Origin of the sequence: Pseudomonas sp. NPDC077408 (genome assembly GCF_050269105.1) — a bacterium.
Lineage (GTDB): Bacteria > Pseudomonadota > Gammaproteobacteria > Pseudomonadales > Pseudomonadaceae > Stutzerimonas.
In genome coordinates, this window is record NZ_JBNNHS010000007.1 from 136,695 (window position 1) to 159,407 (window position 22,713).

The window sequence follows — 22,713 nt, forward strand, 5'->3', positions numbered from 1 at the left end:
CTAACCGCTTCCCAAACCATACTTCGGGTAAAGCGCTTTGCAGTGAATGACTTATATCAATCCCAGCTCAGCGCCCCACCAGTCTGGTACTCAATAACCCGCGTCTCGAAGAAGTTCTTCTCCTTCTTCAAGTCCATGATCTCGCTCATCCACGGGAACGGGTTAGTAGTACCCGGGTACTCTTCCTTCAACCCAATCTGTGTCAGGCGGCGGTTGGCGATGAACTTGAGGTAGTCCTCCATCATCGAGGCGTTCATGCCGAGGACGCCGCGGGGCATGGTGTCGCGGGCGTATTCGATTTCGAGCTGCGTGCCCTGGAGGATCATCTGGGTCGCTTCGTCCTTCATGGCGGCGTCCCACAGGTGCGGGTTTTCGATCTTGATCTGGTTGATCACGTCGATGCCGAAGTTCAGGTGCATGGACTCGTCGCGCAGGATGTATTGGAACTGCTCGGCGGTGCCGGTCATCTTGTTGCGGCGGCCCATGGAGAGGATCTGGGTGAAGCCGCAGTAGAAGAAGATGCCTTCCAGTACGCAGTAATAGGCGATGAGGTTGCGCAGGAACTCTTTATCCGTCTCGACGGTGCCGGTCTGGAAGGTCGGGTCGGAGATGGAGCGGGTGTACTTGAGGCCCCAGGAGGCCTTCTTCGCGACGCTCGGGATCTCGTGGTACATGTTGAAGATCTCGCCTTCATCCATGCCCAGCGATTCGATGCAGTACTGGTAGGCGTGGGTGTGGATCGCCTCTTCGAAGGCCTGGCGCAGGATGTACTGGCGGCACTCGGGGTTGGTGATCAGGCGGTACACGGCCAGCACGAGGTTGTTGGCGACCAGGCTGTCGGCGGTGGAGAAGAAGCCCAGGTTGCGCTTGACGATGCGGCGCTCGTCCTCGGAGAGGCCGTCCGGCGTCTTCCACAGGGCGATGTCGGCGTTCATGTTCACTTCCTGCGGCATCCAGTGGTTGGCGCAACCATCCAGATACTTCTGCCAGGCCCAGTCGTACTTGAAGGGTACGAGCTGGTTGAGGTCGGCGCGGGCGTTGATCATCTGCTTGTCGCCGACGTGAACGCGGGCGGATTCGCCTTCCAGTTCGTCGAGGCCTTCCTGGATGTCGAGATCGTCCAGGGCTTTCTTGGCGCGGGCGACGGCAGCGGAGTCGTCAGCGGCTACGGCGCGGGCTTCTTCGACGGAGCCAGCGGCGTCCTTGTCGAGTTTGGCCGGTGCGTCAGTATTTGCAGCAGCGGCTTGGGGGGCGGCCTGCGTGGCGGTGGTGGTGTCTTCTTCGTCGAATTCGTCCCAGCTCAGCATGGCGGTTCTCCTGATTGGGGACCGGTCGTGGCCGGTCGAAAATGTCTGGTGGCTTTTGGTTTGCACGCAAAAGCGGGTGTTTTGTTGGGGGAGGGTGGTGTGCCCCGCGCCCATTGAGTTCTGTATCAGGTCGGGGGTTGGGCCCGGCCTTTGTGTTGTCTGGTGGGCTGCCCCTCACCCTAGCCCTCTCCCCGGAGGGGCGAGGGGACTGGATTTGAGGTGGCGTCGGACTTGGTTAACGATCCAGACCCCGGCGTTGGCGAGTAGTGGATCGCGAGCAAGCTCGCTCCTACGAAAAGCTAATCAACAGCAGACGCAGCGGTGGCTCGGTGTGAGCGGTTTCCAGAGCGAGGCCGCGCTAGGCGCCTGGCGGGTCGGAGCCCCTGAGCGTACGCATGTACGTGATGGGGGCCGGCATGCCGGGCAACAACGCGCGGTCCGCTCTGGGGACCGCGACTTCCTTAACTACTTATTGGCAGGCTTCGCAGTCTGGTTCATCAATGGCACAGGCCTTTGGCACCGGTGCCGGGCCGGCGGCCATTTCTGGCGCTGGCGCAGCTTTCGCCGGAGTAGGGCTGGCGCTGCCATTGCCACCGCTGGACACGGCGTTGAGCTTGCCGGTGTTGACGGTGGACTTCTCGGTGCTGGTCGCGGCCAGGGCACGGAGGTAGTAGGTGGTTTTCAGGCCACGGAACCAGGCCATGCGGTAGGTCACGTCCAGCTTCTTGCCGCTGGCGCCGGCGATGTAGAGGTTCAGCGACTGGGCCTGGTCGATCCACTTCTGGCGGCGGCTGGCGGCGTCGACGATCCACTTGGTTTCCACTTCGAAGGCGGTTGCGTAGAGGTCTTTCAACTCCTGCGGGATGCGCTCGATCTGCTGCACGGAACCGTCGTAGTACTTGAGGTCGTTGATCATGACCGCATCCCACAGGCCGCGCGCCTTGAGGTCGCGAACCAGGTAGGGGTTGATCACGGTGAATTCGCCCGAGAGGTTCGATTTCACGTACAGGTTCTGGTAGGTCGGCTCGATGGACTGCGACACGCCGGTGATGTTGGCGATGGTTGCGGTCGGCGCGATGGCCATGATGTTGGAGTTACGGATGCCATTCTTGACGCGGGCACGCACCGGGGCCCAGTCCAGGGACTCGGTCAGGTCGACGTCGATGTACTTCTGGCCACGCGCTTCGATGAGGATCTGCTGCGAATCCAGCGGCAGGATGCCCTGGCTCCACAACGAACCCTGGAAGGTTTCGTAGGCGCCGCGCTCGTCTGCCAGGTCACAGGAGGCCTGGATGGCGTAGTAGCTGACCGCCTCCATGGACTTGTCGGCGAAGTCGATGGCGGCATCGGAGCCGTACGGGATGTGCTGCAGGTACAGCGCGTCCTGGAAGCCCATGATGCCCAGGCCCACCGGGCGGTGCTTGAGGTTGGAGTTGCGCGCCTGCGGCACCGAGTAGTAGTTGATGTCGATGACGTTATCGAGCATCCGCACGGCGGTGCGCACGGTGCGCTCCAGCTTGGCGGTGTCCAGCTTGCCGTCGACGATGTGACGCGGCAGGTTGATCGAGCCCAGGTTGCAGACGGCGATCTCGTCCTTGTTGGTGTTGAGCGTGATCTCGGTGCAGAGGTTGGAGCTGTGCACCACGCCGACGTGCTGCTGCGGGCTGCGCAGGTTGCACGGGTCCTTGAAGGTCAGCCATGGGTGGCCGGTTTCAAACAGCATGGAGAGCATCTTGCGCCACAGGTCTTTGGCCTGCAGGGTCTTGTAGTTCTTGATCTTGCCGTATTCGATCAGGGCTTCGTAGTACTCGTAGCGCTCCTCGAAGGCCTTGCCGGTGAGGTCGTGCAGGTCGGGTACTTCGCTTGGCGAGAACAGGGTCCACTTGCCGTCGTCGAAGACGCGCTTCATGAACAGGTCCGGAATCCAGTTGGCGGTGTTCATGTCGTGGGTACGGCGACGGTCATCACCGGTGTTCTTGCGCAGCTCGAGGAATTCCTCGATGTCCAGGTGCCAGGTTTCCAGGTAGGCGCAGACCGCGCCCTTGCGCTTGCCGCCCTGGTTGACCGCGACGGCGGTGTCGTTGACCACTTTGAGGAAGGGCACGACGCCCTGGGATTTGCCGTTGGTGCCCTTGATGTAGGCGCCCAGTGCGCGCACCGGGGTCCAGTCGTTGCCCAGACCGCCGGCGAACTTGGAGAGCAGGGCGTTATCGCGGATGGCGTCGTAGATGCCGCCCAGGTCGTCCGGCACGGTGGTCAGGTAGCACGAGGACAGCTGCGGACGCAGGGTGCCGGCGTTGAACAGGGTCGGCGTGGAGGCCATGTAGTCGAAGGACGACAGCAGGTTGTAGAACTCGATGGCGCGGGCTTCGCGGTTTTCTTCCTCGATGGCCAGGCCCATGGCGACGCGCATGAAGAAGATCTGCGGCAGCTCGAAACGCACGCCATCCTTGTGGATGAAGTAACGGTCGTAGAGGGTCTGCAGGCCGAGGTAGGTGAACTGCTGGTCCTGCTCGTGGTTGATCGCGGCGCCCAGCTTGGCCAGGTCGTATTCCTTCAGGCGCGGGTCGAGCAGTTCGAACTGCACGCCTTTTTCCACGTAGGCCGGCAGGGCCTTAGCGTAGAGGTCAGCCATTTCGTGATGGGTGGCGGACTCGGCGACTTCCAGGAAGGTCAGAGCCTCGGCGCGCAGGGTGTCCATCAGCAGGCGGGCGGTGACGTAAGAGTAGTTCGGCTCACGCTCGACCAGGGTGCGGGCAGTCATCACCAGGGCGGTGTTGACGTCGGTCTGCTCAACGCCGTCGTAGAGGTTCTTCAGGGTTTCTTTCTGGATCAGCGAGCCATCGACTTCTTCGAGGCCTTCGCAGGCTTCGGTGATGATGGTGTTCAGGCGGCCCAGGTCCAGCGGCGCCATGCTGCCGTCGGCACGCTTGATGCGGATGCTCGGATGAGCCTCGACCGGTGCGTCGACGGCGCCACGCTTGCGCTCCTGGCTACGGGATTCGCGATAGATCACGTAGTCGCGGGCGACTTTCTGCTCGCCGGAGCGCATCAGGGCCAGTTCGACCTGGTCCTGGATTTCCTCGATATGGATGGTGCCGCCGGAGGGCATGCGGCGCTTGAAGGTGGCGGTGACCTGTTCGGTCAGGCGCTGCACGGTGTCATGGATGCGCGACGAGGCGGCAGCATTGTTGCCTTCCACTGCGAGAAACGCCTTGGTGATGGCAACGGTGATCTTGTCGTCGGTGTAGGGGACGACGGTACCGTTGCGCTTGATCACGCGCAGCTGGCCGGGCGCGGTAGCGGCCAGGTCCAGCGTGCTGTCAGTGGCGTGCGGGTTCTCGCGAATGGACTCGTTCTGCATGGGTTCTCCGGATTCTCTCTGTCTCGGTAGCACGTTAGGTGTCGGGTCAGCTTCGTGGGCGGCCCTGATCTGGTGTTGCGCGTCTCGTATTGCATGAACCATGCCCCGGCGGACCGGCCCATGGGTATATCAAAACTGGAAACGATCCGGCACCAGAGGTGGCGAATCGAATGTGCCGAAGCATAGTCAGGCGTTGTGAAGATCACAACCTCAAAACACAACATGTAGTGTGACGCGCTCGACGCATGCGCTACTGCTGGGCTTGAGCAAAATCAACGTTGGGCTGCGCAGGTTCGCGGTCTGCGGCAGCGTTCTATCACCCCGGGGGCGGGCGCGAGCCGGGTAAAAACCAGAGCGAATTAATTTGCTTGCTTTTTCCGGCGTTTGTGTCTGTTAGGCGCTGGACACCCAACATATGGGGTAAAAAGCGCCTGGAGCGACACGATAGTGCTGGCTCAGGCACAGCGCAAGGCGCTCGAAATGAACAACCTGTGGATAAGATGTGGGTGAGCTGTGCGCGATCAGGGCGCAGCCCGCGCCGTTTCGGGGCTGCACGATGTTCGGATGAAATGCGTGCTCGCCGGCGCTTTCGGATGCCCGGCGACGCCCACGCGAAAACACTATATGTGGTGTTTTGTCAAAGACGGATTTATTGCGTTTTGCAGCCCGCAAGGCTTGATTTTGACGGAGCGGGCAGACGTGATGGCCTTTTGCTCAGCGCCGGGCTGGGCGCAGCCATGTGCCAGCCCGCTAAGAGGCCTCACCGGGCGCAGCTTCCCTCGTTTCTTCCAAGCCGTGCGCCAAGCGGAGCATGTCAACCGCTGCCATCTGGCTATGCCCTGGCGCTACAATGCCGGCCGGTGTCTCGGGAGGGCGCGTGGTGGATCAAGAGTCTTGGAACATCCTGATTGTCGAAGATGACCAGCGGTTGGCCGAGCTGACCCGTGAGTATCTTGAGGGTAACGGCATGCAGGTCTCCATTGAGGCGGACGGCGCCCAGGCGGCCGAACGCATCATTAACGAGCGTCCCGATCTGGTGGTGCTCGACCTGATGCTGCCCGGCGAAGATGGGCTGTCTATCTGCCGCAAAGTGCGCGATCGCTATGACGGGCCGATCCTGATGCTCACCGCGCGCGCCGACGACCTCGATCAGGTACTCGGCCTGGAAATCGGTGCTGACGACTACGTTTGCAAGCCCGTGCGGCCGCGGTTGCTGCTGGCGCGCATCCGGGCCTTGCTGCGGCGGCGTGAAGGGGCAGAGGCTCCGTCGGCTGTGGGTGGGAAACGCGTCCAGTACGGCCCATTGGTGGTCGACAACGCGTTGCGCGAGGCCTGGTTGCGCGGGGAGGGCATTGAGCTGACCGGCGCGGAGTTCGACCTGCTGTGGCTGCTGACATCCAACCCGGGACGGATCATGTCCCGCGAACAGATCTTTTCTGAACTGCGCGGCATCGAATACGACGGCCAGGACCGTTCCATTGATGTGCGTATATCGCGCATCCGCCCGAAGATTGGTGACGACCCCGATCACCCACGGCTGATCAAGACAGTGCGGGGCAAGGGCTACCTGTTCGTCTCCGAAGCGGCTGAAGCGCTGCAGTGAATTCGATCTTCCTGCGCATCTACGGCGGCATGCTCGCCGTGCTGGTGCTGGTGGGGTTGCTGGGCGCGGGTGGTCTGCATCTGCTCAATGAGGTCCGGGCCGATCAGCATCGCGAGGCGCTGGCGGCCGGTACCTTTCGCCTGATGGCGCACAACATGAGCAGCATGACGCCCATTGAACGGCGCCAGGCGGCGAACCTCTGGGGGCGGCTGCTGGGCATACCGCTGCGCGTGCGAACCCTGGAGGACATCAGGCTCGAGAGCGGCCTGGAGACGCGACTGCTGCGCGGCCAGGTTCTGGTGGAGCAGATCCGCCCTGGCAGTGTGACGATCTATTCCTTGGTCAGCGCTGAAGACCGTCTGGCGCTGACGGGCGAGGTCGAGCAGCTCAGCGAGCAGCTGGCACGCGCAACCATCTATCTATTGATCGATGAGCTGATCCGTTATCCCGAAGCCGAGCAACCCCAGCGCCTGGCCGAACTGAAGGAAGCGCGCGGTTTCGGCTATCCGCTGGAACTGCTGACCCGCGACAGCGCCAGTCTCGATGATGATCAGCGGCGCCGGCTGGACGAAGGCGACACGGTGATGGCACTGGTCAACGGCGGCGAGGCCATCCGGGTGTTCGCAGCAATTGCCGGAACCCCTTGGATCATGTCGTTGGGGCCGCTGCGTCAGCTCAATCCCTATCCGCCCGAGCTGCTGATTTTGATCGGTGTGCTGGGCCTGTCGCTGATCGGGCTGACGGTGTATCTGCTGGTGCGCCAGCTGGAGCGGCGTCTGCGAAGCGTCGAGCGCGCTGCCACGCGCATCGCGACCGGCCAGCTGGAAGCGCGCGTGCCGGATGCCGGTACCGATTCGGTGGGGCGATTGGCCAAGGCCTTCAATGGCATGGCCACTCATCTGCAGCGCTTGCTCGCGGTGCAGCGGGAGATGGTCAGCGCGGTGGCCCATGAGCTGCGAACGCCGGTCGCCCGGTTGCGTTTCGGCCTGGAGATGGCCGGCTCGGCGCAGACGCCGGAAGCACGCCACCGCTATCTGGAAGACATGGACGGCGACATCGATGATCTGGATCGACTGGTGGACGAGATGCTGGTCTACACGCGCCTCGAGCGTGGATCGCCGGAGCTGACGTTCCAATCGGTCGACTTGAGCGCGCTGGTCGATCAGGTCATCGGGGAGCTAGCGCCTTTGCGCCCGGCGGTGTTGGTCGAGCGCGGGCCCTGTAAGCCGGCCCCGGACGGGAGCAGCGTGGTCGATGCCGAGCCACACTACATGCGCCGCGCCTTGAGCAATCTGATCAGCAATGCCATGCGCCACGCCGAAACGCGGGTTGAGGTCAGCTTCGTCATCGATGCCGACCGGGCGAAGTTGGTGGTCGACGATGACGGCCCAGGCGTACCCGAGGAAGCGTGGGAGAAGGTTTTTGCACCTTTCCTGCGCCTGGATGACAGCCGCACCCGTGCTTCCGGCGGGCATGGTTTAGGCCTGTCCATCGTCCGGCGGATTACGTACTGGCACGGCGGTCGGTCGCAGATTGGACACAGCGAGCTGGGCGGTGCGCGTTTCACCCTGGTCTGGCCGCGCAAGCGGGTGAAGTAGGCGTTGGGGCAGCGCCGCGCTCTCACTGAAAGGTCGTTGGGTTCCCCACACTGGGCTGAGCAAGCATTAGCCTCACGAGTCGGATTGCGGCTACCCGCGATGGGTTTGCGCTTGGCTGTGAAGATCAGGCCGCAATGCTTACAAGACTTAGCAGGTAGTCATCGAATTGGACGAACTGGCCATCCAGCTCAGCGCCGGTCTTCCAGTCTCCGGATAAATCAGTAAGCAGGCGCAGGCGGGCGTAGCCGCTGCTGTCGTGATGAATCAGTTCGGCTTCCTGAAAATAAAAGCGCTTGTTCACCAGCGGGTAGAGCGCCTTGAACAGGCTTTCCTTGAGGGAGAAGGTCAGGGTGACGCGCAGGGCGCGCTGGGTCTCGTCGAGGGCGGCGTAACCTTCCAATTCGTATGGGGTGAGGATTTCAGCGACCAGGCGGTCGGCCCGTGTGGTGGGGATCTGCTTCTCTACGTCCAGGCCGATGCCGCGCCATTGCTCGCGTCGCGCCACTGCGGCCGCAGCCCAGCCAGCGCCATGGGTGATCGAACCGACCACCCCGGCAGGCCAACAGGGCGAGCGGTCATCGTTTACAGCGGGAATGCACGGTGCGCCGGTCGCGCGGCGCAAGGCTTCGCAAGCGCATAGACGGCCGGCAAGAAATTCGGTCTGGCGCTTGCTCACCGCTGTCATGCCCGGCACGCCGCAGCGGGTGAAGTCCTCGGGGTCGAGCAGGGCGGGGTCGAAGCGGGTGCTGATCAACTGCACGCCGGGCAAGGCGAGCGGCAGCGGCCAGTGATCGCTCAGGGGCGAGCAGCAGGCCGGGTGATAAAGAGTAGAAGTCATGGGCGTTAGTTTGCCTCAGGGCCGGACCCGGCGCAGTCCCGACGATGCACTTCCCTTGTAGATGGGACGCTTCGCGCGCCAGCATCGCACCGATGCGGGCCAGGTTAACGCCACACGTTTAGGTAGGAGCGTGCCTGCTCGCGAACCAGGACACATCGACGGGTAATCATTCATCAAGCCCCCTCGGGCCGCGCAAGGATTTTCGGCGCCGCTTCGATGATCTGGCGGGACAGGCTTTCCATGCGCGGCGACTGCACCTTCCAGGTGTGCCAGTACAGTGAGATGTCAAGCGGCGCGTCCACCGCCAGGTCGACCACGATGCCCTCGGCCAGTGCATCCTGCAGCAACGGCTGCGGCACCATGCCGTAGCCCAGCCCGTAGCGGATCGCATTGAAGCGTGGCTCGGCGCCAGGCACGTAGTGGCAAGGGTAGGCGCCCTCGGGCAGGCCCAGCTGCCGCAGTAGGAACGAAGAGGTGAGACGGTCCTTGTTGGTGTAGGCGACCACTGGCGCCTTGCGCGCGGCATTGCGGTTCAGGCCGTTGGGAAAGTACTGCTGCCGAAAGGCGGCGGACGCCACCAGGCGATAGCGCATGCTCCCCAGCGGGCTGGCCGTGCAGCCGCGCATGGGCTTGGGTTCGGTGCTAATACAGCCGATGGCAAGGCCGGTTTCCAGCAGGCTGTAGGTGTGGTCCTGATCTTCGACGGTGAGGTCCAACAGTACGCGTTCCTTGATCAGCACCTCGGCTAGAGCTGGAAAGAACCAGGTACCAAGACTGTCGGCATTGAGCGCCGCGACGACCACCAGCGGGGCATCGCTACGTTCGGCAAGCTCTGCCATCAGATCCGCTTCCAGCAGCGTGGCGCGCTTGAGGTATTGCATCAACCGCTGACCGGTTTCTGTTGGGCGGCAAGGCCGGCTACGTACAACCAGCGCGCTGCCCAAGGTACTTTCCAAGGCGCGCACCCGCTGCGATATCGCAGGCGGTGTCAGGTGCAGGCGCAGGGCCGCTTGCTCGAAACTGCCCGTCTTGATCACGGTGCGGAAGGCTTCGGTCTGCTTGGGGTCGAGAATCAAGAGCTGCAACTCAGATTAAGTAAATATTGGTATAGCCTAAATTTACTTAGCCACACCGATTAAACAGGAGTGTGCCCCATAATCGCGCGCCTTTCAGCTTTATGCCCACTTGGAGCGCGCCGTGACCCTGTTACACATCATCTACCTTGTTGCCATCACGGCTGAAGCCATGTCTGGCGCCATCATGGGCATGCGCCGCGGCATGGATCTGTTCGGTATCTGCATGCTCGGCACGGTGACAGCGCTGGGCGGCGGCACGGCGCGCGATGTGCTGCTGGGGCATTACCCGATCGGCTGGATCGCCCACCCCGAGTACCTTGGTTTCACCGTGGGCGCGGCCATCGTCACCGCCCTGGTCGCGCGGCACATGCATCACTTGCGGCAGGTGTTTCTGCTGGTCGACGGCTTGGGCCTGGTGGCCTTTACTGTGATCGGTTGCGGCGTGGCCCTGGACATGGGCGCGCACCTTTCGATCGTCGTGCTGGCGGGGGTCATCACCGGCGTGTTTGGCGGACTGCTGCGCGACATTCTCTGCAACCGGGTGCCGATGGTGTTGCGGCGCGAGCTCTATGCCACGGTGGCGCTGTTCACTGGCGTGCTCTACGTGACGTTGCTCTGGCTCGGGATCGACACGTCCATCGGCTCGCTGGCCACGCTCTGTGCGGGCTTCCTGTTCCGGGTGCTGGCGATGACCTTCCAGTGGCAGCTGCCGCACTTCCAGGAGCGCGATATCCGCGGGCTGGACTGAGTCCGCTACGCTAGGCGCCCAATCGGAACACGCCTGGTTCTGCCTGGCATGCATTTGTCTTGCAACGCAGATTCCCGCCGTTCGAGCCGCTACACTAGCGCACTGGCCACCAGGGGAATGGAACCGTGCTGAAAGACCTAGGAATAAAGAGTCGGGTGCTGGTGCTGATCTTGTTGCCCAGCACGGTGCTAGCCGTGGCGCTGGGCATCTACTTCACCTGGATGCAGCTGTCGGAGATGCGCCATCAGCTCGATGCGCGCGGCCAGCTGATCGCCGAGCAGTTGGCGCCGTTGGCGGCGCCGGCCATGGCGCAGGGCTACGGCAAGCGGCTGCAGCGTATTCTCAATCAGGTGCTGGATCAGCCTGACGTGCGTGCGGTCTCCATCCTCGATGCCGAGCGCAATCTGCAGGCCCATGCCGGGCCAAACATGATCACCCCGTCGCCGCCAACCGACCCCGAAGCGCTGACTCAGGTCAGCAGCGTCGACACCACGCGCATCCTCCTGCCGGTGCTTGGCAAGCATCTGAATCTCGCCGAAGACAATCCCGACAACGACCTCCGCCTGATTGGCTGGCTGGAATTGGAGCTGTCGCACCAGGGCACGCTGCTGCGCGGTTACCGCAGCCTGTTTGCCAGCCTGTTGCTGATTGGCGCAGGGCTGATCATTACTGCGCTGCTGGCGCTGCGCATGAGTACGGCAATCAGCAAGCCGCTGCACAGGGTCAAGGTGGCCGTGGCGCAGCTCAAGGACGGTCACCTGGAGACTCGTTTGCCAGCGCTCGGCAGCCATGAAATGGACGAAGTGGCGGCAGGCATCAACCGTATGGCCGAAGCCTTGCTGGCCGCTCGTGAAGAATTGCAACAGAGCATCGACCAGGCCACCGAAGACGTGCAGCAGAACCTCGAGACCATCGAGATCCAGAACATCGAGCTGGACCTGGCGCGTAAGGAAGCGCTGGAGGCCAGTCGGATCAAGTCCGAGTTCCTGGCCAACATGAGCCACGAAATCCGCACGCCGCTCAACGGCATCCTCGGCTTTACCCATCTGCTGCAGAAAAGCGACCTGACGCCACGCCAGCAGGACTACTTGTCGACCATCGAAAAATCTGCTGACAGCCTGCTCGGGATCATCAACGAGATCCTCGACTTCTCGAAGATCGAGGCTGGCAAGCTGGTCCTCGACAACATCCCGTTCAATTTGCGCGATTTGATCGAGGACACCCTGACCATCCTCGGCCCTGCGGCGCACCAGAAGCATCTGGAGCTGGTTAGCCTGGTCTACCGCGACACGCCGCTATCCCTGGTCGGCGACCCGCTGCGGCTCAAGCAGGTCCTGACCAACCTGGTCAGCAACGCCATCAAGTTCACCAATGAAGGCACCGTCATCGTCCGTGCGATGGTCGAGGATGAGCGCTCCGACCGTGCGCAGCTGCGCATCAGCGTGCAGGACACCGGCATCGGTCTGACCGATCAGGACCTGCGTGCCTTGTTCCAGGCGTTCAGCCAGGCGGACAATTCGCTGTCGCGCCAACCCGGCGGTACCGGCCTCGGGCTGGTGATTTCCAAGCGGCTGATCGAGCAGATGGGCGGAGAAATCGGGGTCGACAGCATCCCGGAAGAGGGCTCCGAGTTCTGGATCAGCCTGAGCCTGCCCAAAGCGCGTGACGATATCGAGGATCTGCCGCGAGCAGCGCTGCTCGGGCGCAAGGTCGGTTTGCTTGAACAGCATCCACTGACACGTCAGGCCTTGCAGCATCAGCTGGAAAGCTGCGGCATGGAGGTGTTGCCGTTCGACAGCCTGGATCAGCTGCAGGCGGCGGTGTTCGAGGCGCATACCAGCGATAAACCGATCGAAATAGCCGTGCTCGGCGTGACCCATCGAGAAATCGCACCGCAACAGCTATGCCTGCGGCTCTGGGAGTTCGAAGGGCTGGGCTGCAAATGCATCGTGCTTTGCCCGACCAGCGAGCAGGCGCAATATCACGAGGCGTTGCCCGAATCGCACACCCATGCCCAGCTGCAAAGCAAGCCGGCCTGTACGCGCAAGTTGCAGCGAGTGCTGCTCGATCTGCTGCGCCCGCCACAGACCATGATCGAGAACATCGCTGTGCCGGAAACCCGACCGCCACGGGTGCTGTGTGTCGATGACAACCCGGCCAACCTGCTGCTGCTGGAAACCTTGCTGACCGACATGGGCGGTGAAGTCGAAGCGGTAAGCAGCGGCGCCGAAGCATTGGAGGCGGTCAAGCACAAGCCCTTCGATCTGGTGTTCATGGACGTGCAGATGCCTGGCATGGACGGACGCCAGACCACCGAGGCGATTCGTCGCTGGGAGGACGACAGCGCGCAGCCACCCATGCCGATCGTCGCGCTCACCGCTCACGCGCTGTCCAACGAAAAGCGCTCGCTCTTGCAAAGCGGTCTCGACGATTACCTGACCAAGCCGATCAGCGAGCGGCAGCTGGCCCAGGTGATCTTGAAGTGGACCGGCCTACCGCTGGCGCGCAGCTTTGTCGCAGCCCCCCTCGAGACACAGACGCCGGAAAACAACCTCAAAGTGCTCGATGCGGAAGAGGGATTGCGCTTGGCCGCTGGCAAAGCTGATCTGGCAGCGGACATGCTGAGCATGCTGCTGGCCTCGCTGGAGGATGATCGCCGGGTGATCCGCGAGTCGCGTCTGGCCAATGACCGACAGGCCACCATCGACCGTGTGCACCGATTGCACGGCGCTACCCGCTATTGCGGAGTCCCGCAGCTGCGGGCGGCCTGCGAGCGCAGCGAAACATTACTCAAGCAGAATCACCCAAGCGCGGCCCAGGCTCTGGATGAGCTGGACAGCGCTATCGAGCGGCTGGAGATTGAGGCGCGGGTGGTCTAGCGCAGACGTCGTCCGTGCACTACCCAGAGGGCCCCTCCGGCGGTGAAGTCCACCAAGCACTCGAACCTGTAGGGCCGCGACCGCGGCGGATGCTAGCCGCAGGGCTACCTGATGGCTGGCATTCGCCGAGGCGTTACTCGCCCATCACCACACCTTCGCGGCGCGGGTCGGCACCGCCGAACCAGCCGCTGTCGGTGCGTTGAATAGCTTGAAGCCCGCTGGTCATTTCCGTCTCGTTGACCTCATGGCCGCGTGCTTTCAGGGCCTGTACGGTGCTAGCCGGAAAGCGTCCTGCTTCGAGCACCGTCGGGCCGTTGAAGCTGCCGAAGTTGGGCAGGTCGATTGCTCGTTGCGCATCCAGACCCCAGTCATACATGCCCAGCAGGGTCTTCGCGGTGAAGTGGATGATCGCGGCGCCGCCAGGGGAGCCGAGGCTCGCCAGAAACTGCTCGCCGGTGACGTCGAATACCAGCGTCGGGCTCATGCTCGAGCGTGGGCGCTTGTTCGGCTCGACCCGGTTGGCCACCTGCCGACCAAAAGCGTCGTAGGGTTCGAAGGCAAAGTCGGTGAGTTCGTTGTTCAACAGGTAGCCGCCGGGGAGGCCGGTGCCGCCATCGTTGAGCAGACGTGAGCCGAAGGCTTGCTCGATGGTTGTGGTCATCGCCAGCGCGTTGCCTTCGGCGTCGACGATGCTGATATGGCTGGTGCCGTACTCCGGTTGTGCCGCCTGCGGGGCAAACACAATCGGCATTTCTCCGGGTTCGCCTGCTTCGGCAGTGCCCATGCTGCGCGGGCCGATCATTGCGGCACGCTGCTTGAGATAGCTCGGTGCAAGCATGCTGTTCCAGGTGCGGCCCGGTACCGGCACGAAATCCGGGTCAGCCAGGTACTTGGCGCGGTCGGCATACGCCAGTCGTGAAGCCTCGGTATAGCGATGCAGGAATTCGACAGAAGGCACGCCCCGATCGAGCGGCTGCACCGTTGGCAGCTGTTCCAGCATGCCGAGGATCTGCATCTGCGTAATGTGGCCCGACGACGGCGGCGGGAAACCGCAGACCTGATAGCGCTTCTGCCAGAGGGTGCAGATGGCGTCCCGCTCACGCGGCTGGTATCCCTCGAGATCGTTCAGACTGATGCGGCCTGGGTTGGTCGGGTGAGTGTTCACCTGCAGGACCAGCGAGCGGGCGTTAGCGCCGGTGTAGAACGCATCGCTGCCGCGTTTGGCGATGTCCTTGAGCAGCGCGGCGAGGGCCGGATTGCGCAAGCGATGGCCGACCGGTAGAGGCTCGCCATCGTCCTGGTAGTAGAACGCCGCGGCGCGCGGGTCCTTGCGCAAGGCCGGATCGCTGACCAGCAGGCCATACAAGCGCGGGCTGATTTCGAAACCGTTTTCAGCAAGTTCGATAGCTGGTTGGAACAAGGCTTTCCAAGGCAACTTGCCGTACTGGTCGTGCGCGCGCTCAAGCATCCTCACCACGCCTGGCACACCCACCGAACGACCACCGACGACGGCATCGAGAAATGCCATCGGCTTGCCGTCGGCAGTCAGGAACAGTCGTTCGTCGACCGCTGCCGGCGCGGTCTCCCGGCCATCCAGTGCGGCGATGTGTTCGCCATCCCAATGCAGTAGAAAGGCACCGCCGCCAAGCCCGCTGGATTGCGGCTCGACCAGGCTCAACACCATCTGTACCGCCACGGCGGCGTCCATTGCGCTGCCGCCAGCCTTGAGCATTTCGTAGCCGGCTTCGGTCGCCAGCGGGTTGGCAGCGGCAACGGCAAAGCGTTCCAGCGCCCAGCCTGGCTTGGCCGAGTAGCCGCTGGACGCTTCCGGGGCGGGTGGGACTTCGCTGGATGGGCCGTCCGGTTGCGTGCAGGCGGTGAGGCTGAACAACAGAATCGAGGGAACCAGGGCGGCTCGTCCGACATGCATGGGATGTTCCTTGTCTGGGCGGAAGGAAAAAGGTGTAGCTGTTTACAGGGCTAGTTCACTGACCCCGGTTTGCCAAGCCTGATCGCTGCGGTTGGTAAAATCTTCGTACATTCATTGTGCTGAGCCGTTCGTCTGCTTGCTTCGCCGAATGGGTGCGGCGTGTGGCGCATCGGCAGCGGATTCGTGCCCCCACCAGACCGACACGAGGGTAGCGCGGTCTGCCCGTGGCCGATGGTTGCCGCTATCATGTGCGCCTCTCAAAGGCTGTGCGGTCCATCGAAGCCATGACAATTCAGTACCCGACCATCGCCGATTGTGTCGGCAACACGCCCCTGGTTCGCCTGCAGCGTCTGCCCGGCGAAACCAGTAACACGATCCTGGTAAAACTCGAAGGCAACAACCCGGCCGGCTCGGTCAAAGACCGTCCCGCGTTGTCGATGATCGCGCGGGCCGAAGCGCGGGGCGACATCAAGCCCGGCGATACGCTGATCGAAGCCACGTCCGGCAACACCGGCATCGCCCTGGCCATGGCTGCGGCGATCAAGGGCTACAGGTTCATCCTGATCATGCCGGACAACTCCAGTGCCGAGCGCAAGGCGGCCATGACGGCCTATGGCGCCGAGCTGATTCTGGTGAGCAAGGAAGAGGGTATGGAAGGCGCTCGCGACCTGGCGGTGAAAATGGCTGCCGAAGGGCGCGGCAAGGTGCTCGATCAGTTCGCCAACGGCGACAATCCTGAGGCTCACTTCACCAGTACCGGGCCGGAACTGTGGCAGCAGACTCAGGGCAGCATCACCCATTTCGTCAGTTCGATGGGCACCACCGGCACCATCATGGGTGTCTCTCGCTACCTCAAGCAGCAGAATCCGGATATCCAGATCGTCGGTCTGCAGCCCATGGAAGGCGCCGCGATCCCCGGCATCCGCCGCTGGCCGCAGGAGTACCTGCCTAAGATCTACCAGGCGGAACGCGTCGACCGCATCGTCGATATGGCGCAGGACGAGGCCGAGCACGTCATGCGCCGCCTGGCCCGCGAGGAAGGCATCTTTTGCGGCGTGTCGTCAGGCGGGTCAGTGGCGGCGGCGCTGCGTCTGTCCAAGGAAGTCGAGAATGCGGTGATCGTTGCGATCATCTGTGACCGCGGCGATCGCTACCTGTCGACAGGCGTCTATGACCAGCCCAATTGATCCTATCGTGCCGGTTGAAGGCGGTACTTGCTGATGGCCAAACGCAGTGGTGGCTTGCGCTTCCAGCCTAGCGGTGGCGAGAAGAAGCCTCAGGTTCCGACCGGCAAGAAGCAGCGGCTGAGCATTGAGCGGCTGGCGAACGATGGTCGCGGCATCGCCTTTCTCGATAACCGCACCTGGTTCGTCGAAGGGGCCTTGCCCGAGGAAGACGTCGAGGCGCGCGTACTGAACGCCCGCAGCCAGATCGTCGAAGCCCGTACCGAGCGAGTGCTGGCTGCCAGCGACCGGCGGCGTGCCGAGCCGTGCCCGCATGCGCGAGTTTGTGGAGGCTGCAACCTGCAGCACCTGAGCGCGGCCGATCAACTCGAACTGAAACAGCGCAGCCTCGCCGAGCAATTGTCCCGGGTGGCCTCGATCGAGCCGCAGCAATGGGCGGCGCCGCTCAGTGGCCCCGAGTTCGGCTATCGCCGGCGCGCACGGCTGGCGGTGCGCTGGGACAACAAGGCGCGGCGGCTCGACGTCGGTTTTCGCGCCAGTGCCAGCCAGGACATTGTTGCCATTCACGAATGTCAGGTGCTGGTACAACCCTTGCAGACGCTGTTGCCGGCTTTACTGGCCGTGTTGCATGCATTGGACAAGCCGCAAGTGATCGGGCATCTGGAGTTGTTCAGCGGGACGGCCGAGGCGGTGCTGGTACGCCATACCGCTGCGCTGGGGTCGGACGATCTAAAGCGTTTGGTCGACTTCGCGAATGAGCAGAACGTGCAGCTCTGGCTGCAAGGCGAGGGTCCGGCGCAGCCCCTGGACTCCGCGTATAGGTTGGGCTACCGCTTGCCAGCATGGGATCTGAAACTGGCCTGGCGACCAGGCGACTTTGTCCAGGTCAACGCGCCGGTCAACGAGGCAATGGTGGCGCAGGCCCTGGAATGGCTGGCACCGGAAGCAGGCGAGCGGGTGCTCGACCTGTTCTGCGGGCTGGGCAACTTCAGCTTGCCGCTGGCTCGAAAGGGTGCAGAAGTGGTGGCCATCGAAGCTGTTGGCGAGATGGTCGAGCGCGCGCGCACCAATGCGGAGCAAAACGGCCTTCAGAGTGCGCACTTTTATCAGGCGGACCTGTCGAAGCCGCTTATCGAGGCACAGTGGGCCAAAGGCGGCTTCGCGGCGGTGCTGCTCGATCCGCCGCGTGATGGTGCGTTGGAAATTGTGCGGCAGATGGCGACTTTAGGCGCACGGCGCGTGGTCTATGTTTCGTGCAATCCTGCAACGCTGGCGCGCGATGCCGCTGAGTTGGTCGGGCAGGGCTATCAATTGAAGCAAGCAGGCGTGCTGGACATGTTTCCGCAAACCGCGCACGTCGAGGCCATGGCACTCTTCGAGCGGCCAGCGTAGTTCAGTTTTTTTGACAGGCGATCGGCCTGTGGTTCAACCGACCGGCTCCGAGAAAGCCGGCGTATTCGACGCAGATGATGCGTAGAGGGAAGGTAAATTAGATGGTCCAGGTCAGAGCGCTTCAGCCGATCAACACCGACGGCAGCATCAACCTCGATGGCTGGCTCGATCATGTGCTGGGGATGGACCCAGCACTCGACCGCGACGCTCTCAAGCAGGCCTGCGAGTTCGCCCGAACGGCGGAACAGCAGGCCAACGCGGCACAGAATCTTTGGAGCGAGGGCACCTCCAGCTACCAGACCGGGCTTGAGATCGCCGAGATACTCGCCGACCTCAAGCTCGACCAGGACAGCCTGGTAGCCGCAGTGATCTATCGCGGCGTGCGCGAAGGCAAGATCCAGCTGGCCGAGGTGCACCAGCACTTCGGCCCGGTGGTGGCCAAGCTGATCGAGGGTGTGCTGCGCATGGCGGCCATCAGCGACAGCCTCAACCCGCGCGAGTCGCTGGTGCTGGGCACACAAACCCAAGTGGAAAACCTGCGCAAGATGCTGGTGGCAATGGTCGACGACGTTCGCGTCGCGCTGATCAAGCTGGCCGAGCGGACCTGCGCCATCCGCGCGGTAAAGAACGCCGATGACGACAAGCGCCACCGCGTCGCGCGGGAAGTGTTCGATATCTATGCACCGCTGGCCCATCGCCTGGGCATCGGTCACATCAAGTGGGAGCTGGAGGACCTGTCCTTCCGCTACCTTGAGCCTGAGCAGTACAAGCAGATCGCTCAGTTGCTGCATGAGCGCCGGCTGGATCGTGAGCAGTACATCCAAAATGTGGTCCAGCAGCTCAAGGACGAACTGACCGCCACCGGGATCCACCCCGAAATCGACGGGCGTGCCAAGCACATCTATTCGATCTGGCGGAAGATGCAGAAGAAAGGCCTGCAATTCAGCCAGATCTACGACGTTCGCGCCGTTCGCGTGCTGGTGCCCGAGGTTCGCGATTGCTACACCGCGCTGGGTATCGTGCATACCCTTTGGCGGCATATCCCCAAGGAGTTCGACGACTACATCGCCAACCCCAAGGAGAACGGCTACCGCTCGTTGCATACCGCGGTGCTAGGGCCGGAAGGCAAGGTGCTGGAAGTGCAGATCCGCACCCAGGCCATGCACGAAGAAGCCGAGCTGGGCGTTTGCGCGCACTGGCGTTACAAGGGCACCGACGTCAAGAGCACCTCGAACCACTACGAGGAAAAGATCTCCTGGCTGCGTCAGGTGCTCGAATGGCATGAAGAGCTGGGTGATATTGGCGGTCTGGCCGATCAGCTGCGCGTCGACATCGAACCCGATCGCGTCTACGTATTCACCCCGGACGGCCATGCCATCGATCTACCCAAGGGCGCCACACCGCTGGACTTCGCCTACCGCGTGCACACCGAGATCGGCCACAACTGCCGGGGTGCCAAGATCAATGGGCGCATCGTGCCGCTCAATTACAGCCTGCAAACCGGCGAGCAGGTCGAGATCATCACCAGCAAGCACGGCTCGCCGAGCCGCGATTGGCTGAACCCCAACCTGGGTTACATCACCACCTCTCGCTCGCGGGCGAAGATCGTCCACTGGTTCAAGCTGCAGGCGCGCGACCAGAACGTCGCGGCCGGCAAGGCGTTGCTGGAACGCGAATTGGGTCGCCTCGATCTGCCGCCGGTGGACTTCGACAAACTGGCGGAAAAAGCCAACCTGAAGACCGCTGAAGACATGTTCGCCGCGCTGGGTGCTGGCGACCTGCGTCTGGCGCAGTTGGTCAATCATGCCCAGCAGCTGGTGGAACCGGATAGCCATAGCGACGATCAGCTTGAGTTGATCCCGAAGCGCCCCACCAGCACCAAACCGGGCAAGCGCGGCGACGTGCAGATCCAGGGTGTCGGCAATCTGCTCACGCAAATGGCGGGCTGCTGCCAGCCGCTGCCGGGCGATCCGATTGTCGGTTACATCACCCTCGGGCGAGGCGTCAGCATCCACCGCCAGGATTGCGCTTCGGTGTTGCAGCTGTCCGGACGTGAGCCGGAGCGGATCATTCAGGTCAGCTGGGGGCCGATCCCCGAAAAGACCTATCCGGCAGACATCAGTATTCGTGCCTACGACCGTTCCGGCCTGCTGCGTGACGTTTCGCAGATCCTGCTCAACGAGCGGATCAACGTACTGGCCGTCAACACTCGCTCGAACAAGGAAGACAGCACCGCGCAGATGACGCTCACCATTGAGATACCTGGGCTGGATGCGCTGGGGCGACTACTCAGCCGAATCTCGCAGCTGCCCAATATCATCGAGGCCAAGCGCCAGCGTACCTCCTGACCTGCTGCGCTCGGCCATACGGCGTTGCAAGCTTGCTGAAAAATGCTCATTGGCAGAAGCCAACTCCGCTTTTTCAGCTAGCTTGCGCCTTGTCTGGCCTTCGCTCGCGACGGTCAGGTCTGTTTTTGTTTTGGTATCTGATCTGAGCTGCTGCGCTCGATCTGACGTTGAAGCCCAACCGAAAAATGCTCATTGGCAACAGCCAACTCCGCTTTTTCGGTTGAGCTTCGCCTAGCCAGCTCTTCGCTCGCGACGCTCGGGGCCGGACGCACGCTCTCAGGTGGGCCGACCGTAGGGTGGATGTCGCTTTTCACATCCACCATGAGGATGTCCGGGCCGGCCTGAAAATCGTTATGGGACAGCGCAAGTGGATGTGGGATGTGTCATCCACCCTACGTGACGCGACGCCTCACACCAATATCCACCGTAGGATGGCGTTGAGCGAAGCGATACCCATCAATCTGGAGCCTCACCCATGGGTATCGCAAGCTCAGCCCATCCTACATTGGCTCCAGTGTCGATTTACAAAGTTGACCGAGACGCCTATTGCGCACCGCAGGGTGGATGTCGCTTTCTACATCCGCCATGAAGATGTAAGGCCGGCCTGAATCGTTATGGGGCTGTGCGTGGTGGATGGATGAAGCGTCATCCACCCTACAATGGGCTCAGCTTCACTCTCAGGCTTTCACCGAGGAATCTCATGTACCAGCTCAATGACCTTCTGCACCTGATGGCCCGGCTGCGTGATCCGCAGCATGGCTGCCCCTGGGATCTGCAGCAGGATTACGCCAGCATCGTGCCGCATACGCTGGAAGAAGCCTACGAGGTGGCGGATGCCATCGAGAGCGGTGACTTCGATCATTTGCCGGGTGAGCTGGGCGACTTGCTGTTCCAGGTTGTCTATTACAGCCAACTGGCGAAGGAGGAGGGCCGCTTCGAGTTCGATGCAGTCGTTGATGGCATCACCCGCAAGCTGTTGCGTCGGCACCCGCACGTGTTCCCTGACGGCGATCTCTACGGCTCGCCGGAGTTGCCCCGTCTCGACGAAGCGCAGATCAAGCAGCGCTGGGAAGCGATTAAAGCCGAGGAACGTGCGGAGAAGTCCGCAGTGCCCGAGCAACTGTCACTGCTTGATGATGTGCCCAGCGCGTTGCCCGCCTTGAGTCGCGCTGCCAAGCTGCAGAAGCGTACCGCTCAGGTCGGCTTCGACTGGCCGGACGCGTTGCCGGTGGTGGACAAGGTGCGTGAGGAACTCGACGAAGTCCTCGAGGCCATGAGCGAGAACGACCCGGAGGCCATCGCAGAGGAAATCGGCGATTTGCTGTTCGTCACGGTCAATCTGGCGCGGCATCTGAAAGTCGATCCGGAGAATGCATTGCGCGCGGCTAATCGCAAGTTTGAGCGACGCTTTCGCTTTATCGAACAAGCCTTGCGGGATAGCGGTCGGCCCATTGAAAATTGCGACCTGGAAGAGCTCGACGCGCTATGGGGCGAGGCCAAGAAAGCCGAAATGATACCGACCTGCGGTTGATAGCCGGAGCGTAATCGTGGAAGTTGTCAGGGCCACGAACCCGCTAGGTGGATCCTGTTGATCCACCCTTACGTCTAATTTGAATTCACGACGAGACGAGCCGACACATGAGTCTTTCCCTTCGCGATCAGCTGCTCAAAGCCGGACTGGTCAATGAAAAACAGGCCAAGCAGGCCGGCAAGCAACAGCAGAAACAGCAGCGCCTGGTGAAGAAAGGCCAGGCTGAACAGGACACCTCGCAACGCGATGCGGCACTTAAGGCTCATGCCGAAAAACTCGCCCGCGACCAGGAGCTGAACCGTCAGCATCAGGAAAAAGCCGAACAGAAGGCCCGTACCGCGCAGGTCAAGCAACTGATCGAAGGCAGCCGCTTGCCTAAGTTGACCACCGAGGACTACTACAACTTCGTCGACGACAAGAAGGTCAAGCGCCTGTCGGTGAACAAGCTGATGCGCGACAAGCTCTCCAGTGGCTCGCTGGCTATCGTCCGCCATGGCGGCGGTTATGAAGTGATCCCGCGTGAGGCGGCACTGAAGATTCAGGAGCGCGACCCGCGCCGCATCGTGCAGCTCAATGTTCAGACCGAAGCGCCGGATGCCGATGATCCTTACGCCGCTTACCAGATCCCCGACGATCTGATGTGGTAACCAGCCTGCCTGAAATCAGCGCACATAACGTCGAGGTGTAGGAGCGAGCTTGCTTGCGATCAGAAATGATTGCGTGGGTGCGGGGATCGCCAGCAAGCTGGCTCCTACAATTAGGGGGCGGCAGACTTATCAGCTTGCTGCTGATCTGATGCGGTAAGTCGCCCTGCCTGAGTCGGCGCTCGTGTAGGAGCGAGCTTGCTCGCGATCAGAAATGACTGCGTGGGTGCGGGATCGCCAGCAAGCTGGCTCCTACAATAAGGGGGCGGCA

General features: G+C 62.4%; 15 protein-coding genes. 9 read left to right on the top strand and 6 right to left on the bottom strand.

The genetic code is table 11. The annotated features are described in order from the left end of the window. Positions 1-56: 56 nt before the first annotated feature. The gene (locus tag ACQKEK_RS17585) at positions 57-1,307 is read right to left on the bottom strand and encodes a ribonucleotide-diphosphate reductase subunit beta (RefSeq protein ID WP_499136163.1); all 1,251 of its coding nucleotides are present in this window, start codon (positions 1,305-1,307) and stop codon (positions 57-59) included. A 469-nt stretch (positions 1,308-1,776) separates the two neighbouring features. Then, on the bottom strand, positions 1,777-4,671 hold the full coding sequence (locus ACQKEK_RS17590) for a ribonucleoside-diphosphate reductase subunit alpha (protein WP_499143883.1): 2,895 nt from the start codon (positions 4,669-4,671) through the stop codon (positions 1,777-1,779). Positions 4,672-5,551: 880 nt separating this feature from the next. On the opposite strand from ACQKEK_RS17590, the gene ACQKEK_RS17595 reads away from it, so the two are divergent. Together ACQKEK_RS17595 and ACQKEK_RS17600 are read left to right on the top strand one after the other, a co-directional pair. Beyond that, positions 5,552-6,274, top strand: coding sequence for a winged helix-turn-helix domain-containing protein (locus ACQKEK_RS17595; RefSeq protein WP_499143882.1), 723 nt, complete (start codon positions 5,552-5,554; stop codon positions 6,272-6,274). Next, the gene (locus ACQKEK_RS17600) at positions 6,271-7,872 is read left to right on the top strand and encodes an ATP-binding protein (protein WP_499143881.1); all 1,602 of its coding nucleotides are present in this window, start codon (positions 6,271-6,273) and stop codon (positions 7,870-7,872) included. The genes ACQKEK_RS17595 and ACQKEK_RS17600 overlap by 4 nt, the downstream gene beginning before the upstream one ends. A 124-nt stretch (positions 7,873-7,996) precedes the next feature. Here ACQKEK_RS17600 and ACQKEK_RS17605 read toward each other — a convergent pair whose 3' ends face one another. Together ACQKEK_RS17605 and ACQKEK_RS17610 are read right to left on the bottom strand one after the other, a co-directional pair. After that, a complete protein-coding gene (locus ACQKEK_RS17605) occupies positions 7,997-8,710 on the bottom strand; it encodes a 4'-phosphopantetheinyl transferase family protein (protein WP_499143880.1) in 714 nt (237 codons plus the stop codon). Between the two features lie 173 nt (positions 8,711-8,883). Then, positions 8,884-9,786 (bottom strand): HTH-type transcriptional regulator ArgP, encoded by a 903-nt coding sequence (locus ACQKEK_RS17610; RefSeq protein WP_046162348.1) that lies wholly within the window; start codon positions 9,784-9,786, stop codon positions 8,884-8,886. Between the two features lie 121 nt (positions 9,787-9,907). Between ACQKEK_RS17610 and ACQKEK_RS17615 the strand changes: the two genes are divergently transcribed. Together ACQKEK_RS17615 and ACQKEK_RS17620 are read left to right on the top strand one after the other, a co-directional pair. Continuing rightward, positions 9,908-10,534, top strand: a complete 627-nt coding sequence (locus ACQKEK_RS17615; protein ID WP_499143879.1) for a trimeric intracellular cation channel family protein — start codon at positions 9,908-9,910, stop codon at positions 10,532-10,534. A 125-nt stretch (positions 10,535-10,659) separates the two neighbouring features. Then, the gene (locus ACQKEK_RS17620) at positions 10,660-13,413 is read left to right on the top strand and encodes a response regulator (protein ID WP_499143878.1); all 2,754 of its coding nucleotides are present in this window, start codon (positions 10,660-10,662) and stop codon (positions 13,411-13,413) included. A gap of 133 nt (positions 13,414-13,546) precedes the next feature. Here the strand turns inward: ACQKEK_RS17620 and ACQKEK_RS17625 are convergent, their stop codons facing one another. After that, complete coding sequence (locus tag ACQKEK_RS17625; protein WP_499143877.1) at positions 13,547-15,343, bottom strand: gamma-glutamyltransferase family protein; 1,797 nt, start codon at positions 15,341-15,343, stop codon at positions 13,547-13,549. A 284-nt stretch (positions 15,344-15,627) separates the two neighbouring features. On the opposite strand from ACQKEK_RS17625, the gene cysM reads away from it, so the two are divergent. The 3 genes from cysM to relA all read left to right on the top strand — a co-directional run bounded on the left by cysM (position 15,628) and on the right by relA (position 20,267). Beyond that, positions 15,628-16,530, top strand: coding sequence for a cysteine synthase CysM (gene cysM / locus ACQKEK_RS17630; RefSeq protein WP_045431684.1), 903 nt, complete (start codon positions 15,628-15,630; stop codon positions 16,528-16,530). A 33-nt stretch (positions 16,531-16,563) separates the two neighbouring features. Continuing rightward, complete coding sequence (gene rlmD / locus ACQKEK_RS17635) at positions 16,564-17,919, top strand: 23S rRNA (uracil(1939)-C(5))-methyltransferase RlmD (RefSeq protein WP_499143876.1); 1,356 nt, start codon at positions 16,564-16,566, stop codon at positions 17,917-17,919. Positions 17,920-18,020: 101 nt separating this feature from the next. Further along, a complete protein-coding gene (gene relA, locus ACQKEK_RS17640) occupies positions 18,021-20,267 on the top strand; it encodes a GTP diphosphokinase (RefSeq protein ID WP_128119054.1) in 2,247 nt (748 codons plus the stop codon). A 113-nt stretch (positions 20,268-20,380) separates the two neighbouring features. Here the strand turns inward: relA and ACQKEK_RS17645 are convergent, their stop codons facing one another. Then, entirely contained in the window at positions 20,381-20,590 is a 210-nt protein-coding gene (locus ACQKEK_RS17645) for a hypothetical protein (protein WP_499143875.1), read from the bottom strand. Positions 20,591-20,967: 377 nt separating this feature from the next. Between ACQKEK_RS17645 and mazG the strand changes: the two genes are divergently transcribed. Next, on the top strand, positions 20,968-21,798 hold the full coding sequence (gene mazG, locus ACQKEK_RS17650; RefSeq protein WP_499143874.1) for a nucleoside triphosphate pyrophosphohydrolase: 831 nt from the start codon (positions 20,968-20,970) through the stop codon (positions 21,796-21,798). A gap of 107 nt (positions 21,799-21,905) precedes the next feature. Then, a complete protein-coding gene (locus ACQKEK_RS17655; protein ID WP_128119056.1) occupies positions 21,906-22,445 on the top strand; it encodes a DUF2058 domain-containing protein in 540 nt (179 codons plus the stop codon). Positions 22,446-22,713 lie beyond the last annotated feature (268 nt).

What these genes read in the sequence shown, in the direction of transcription:
- ACQKEK_RS17590 (WP_499143883.1), bottom strand. Translation starts at nt 4,671, where the DNA reads ATGCAGAACGAGTCCATTCGCGAGAACCCGCACGCCACTGACAGCACG.
- ACQKEK_RS17625 (WP_499143877.1), bottom strand. Translation starts at nt 15,343, where the DNA reads ATGCATGTCGGACGAGCCGCCCTGGTTCCCTCGATTCTGTTGTTCAGC.
- relA (WP_128119054.1), top strand. Translation starts at nt 18,021, where the DNA reads ATGGTCCAGGTCAGAGCGCTTCAGCCGATCAACACCGACGGCAGCATC.
- ACQKEK_RS17585 (WP_499136163.1), bottom strand. Translation starts at nt 1,307, where the DNA reads ATGCTGAGCTGGGACGAATTCGACGAAGAAGACACCACCACCGCCACG.
- ACQKEK_RS17655 (WP_128119056.1), top strand. Translation starts at nt 21,906, where the DNA reads ATGAGTCTTTCCCTTCGCGATCAGCTGCTCAAAGCCGGACTGGTCAAT.
- ACQKEK_RS17605 (WP_499143880.1), bottom strand. Translation starts at nt 8,710, where the DNA reads ATGACTTCTACTCTTTATCACCCGGCCTGCTGCTCGCCCCTGAGCGAT.
- mazG (WP_499143874.1), top strand. Translation starts at nt 20,968, where the DNA reads ATGTACCAGCTCAATGACCTTCTGCACCTGATGGCCCGGCTGCGTGAT.
- ACQKEK_RS17645 (WP_499143875.1), bottom strand. Translation starts at nt 20,590, where the DNA reads ATGGTGGATGTGAAAAGCGACATCCACCCTACGGTCGGCCCACCTGAG.
- cysM (WP_045431684.1), top strand. Translation starts at nt 15,628, where the DNA reads ATGACAATTCAGTACCCGACCATCGCCGATTGTGTCGGCAACACGCCC.
- rlmD (WP_499143876.1), top strand. Translation starts at nt 16,564, where the DNA reads ATGGCCAAACGCAGTGGTGGCTTGCGCTTCCAGCCTAGCGGTGGCGAG.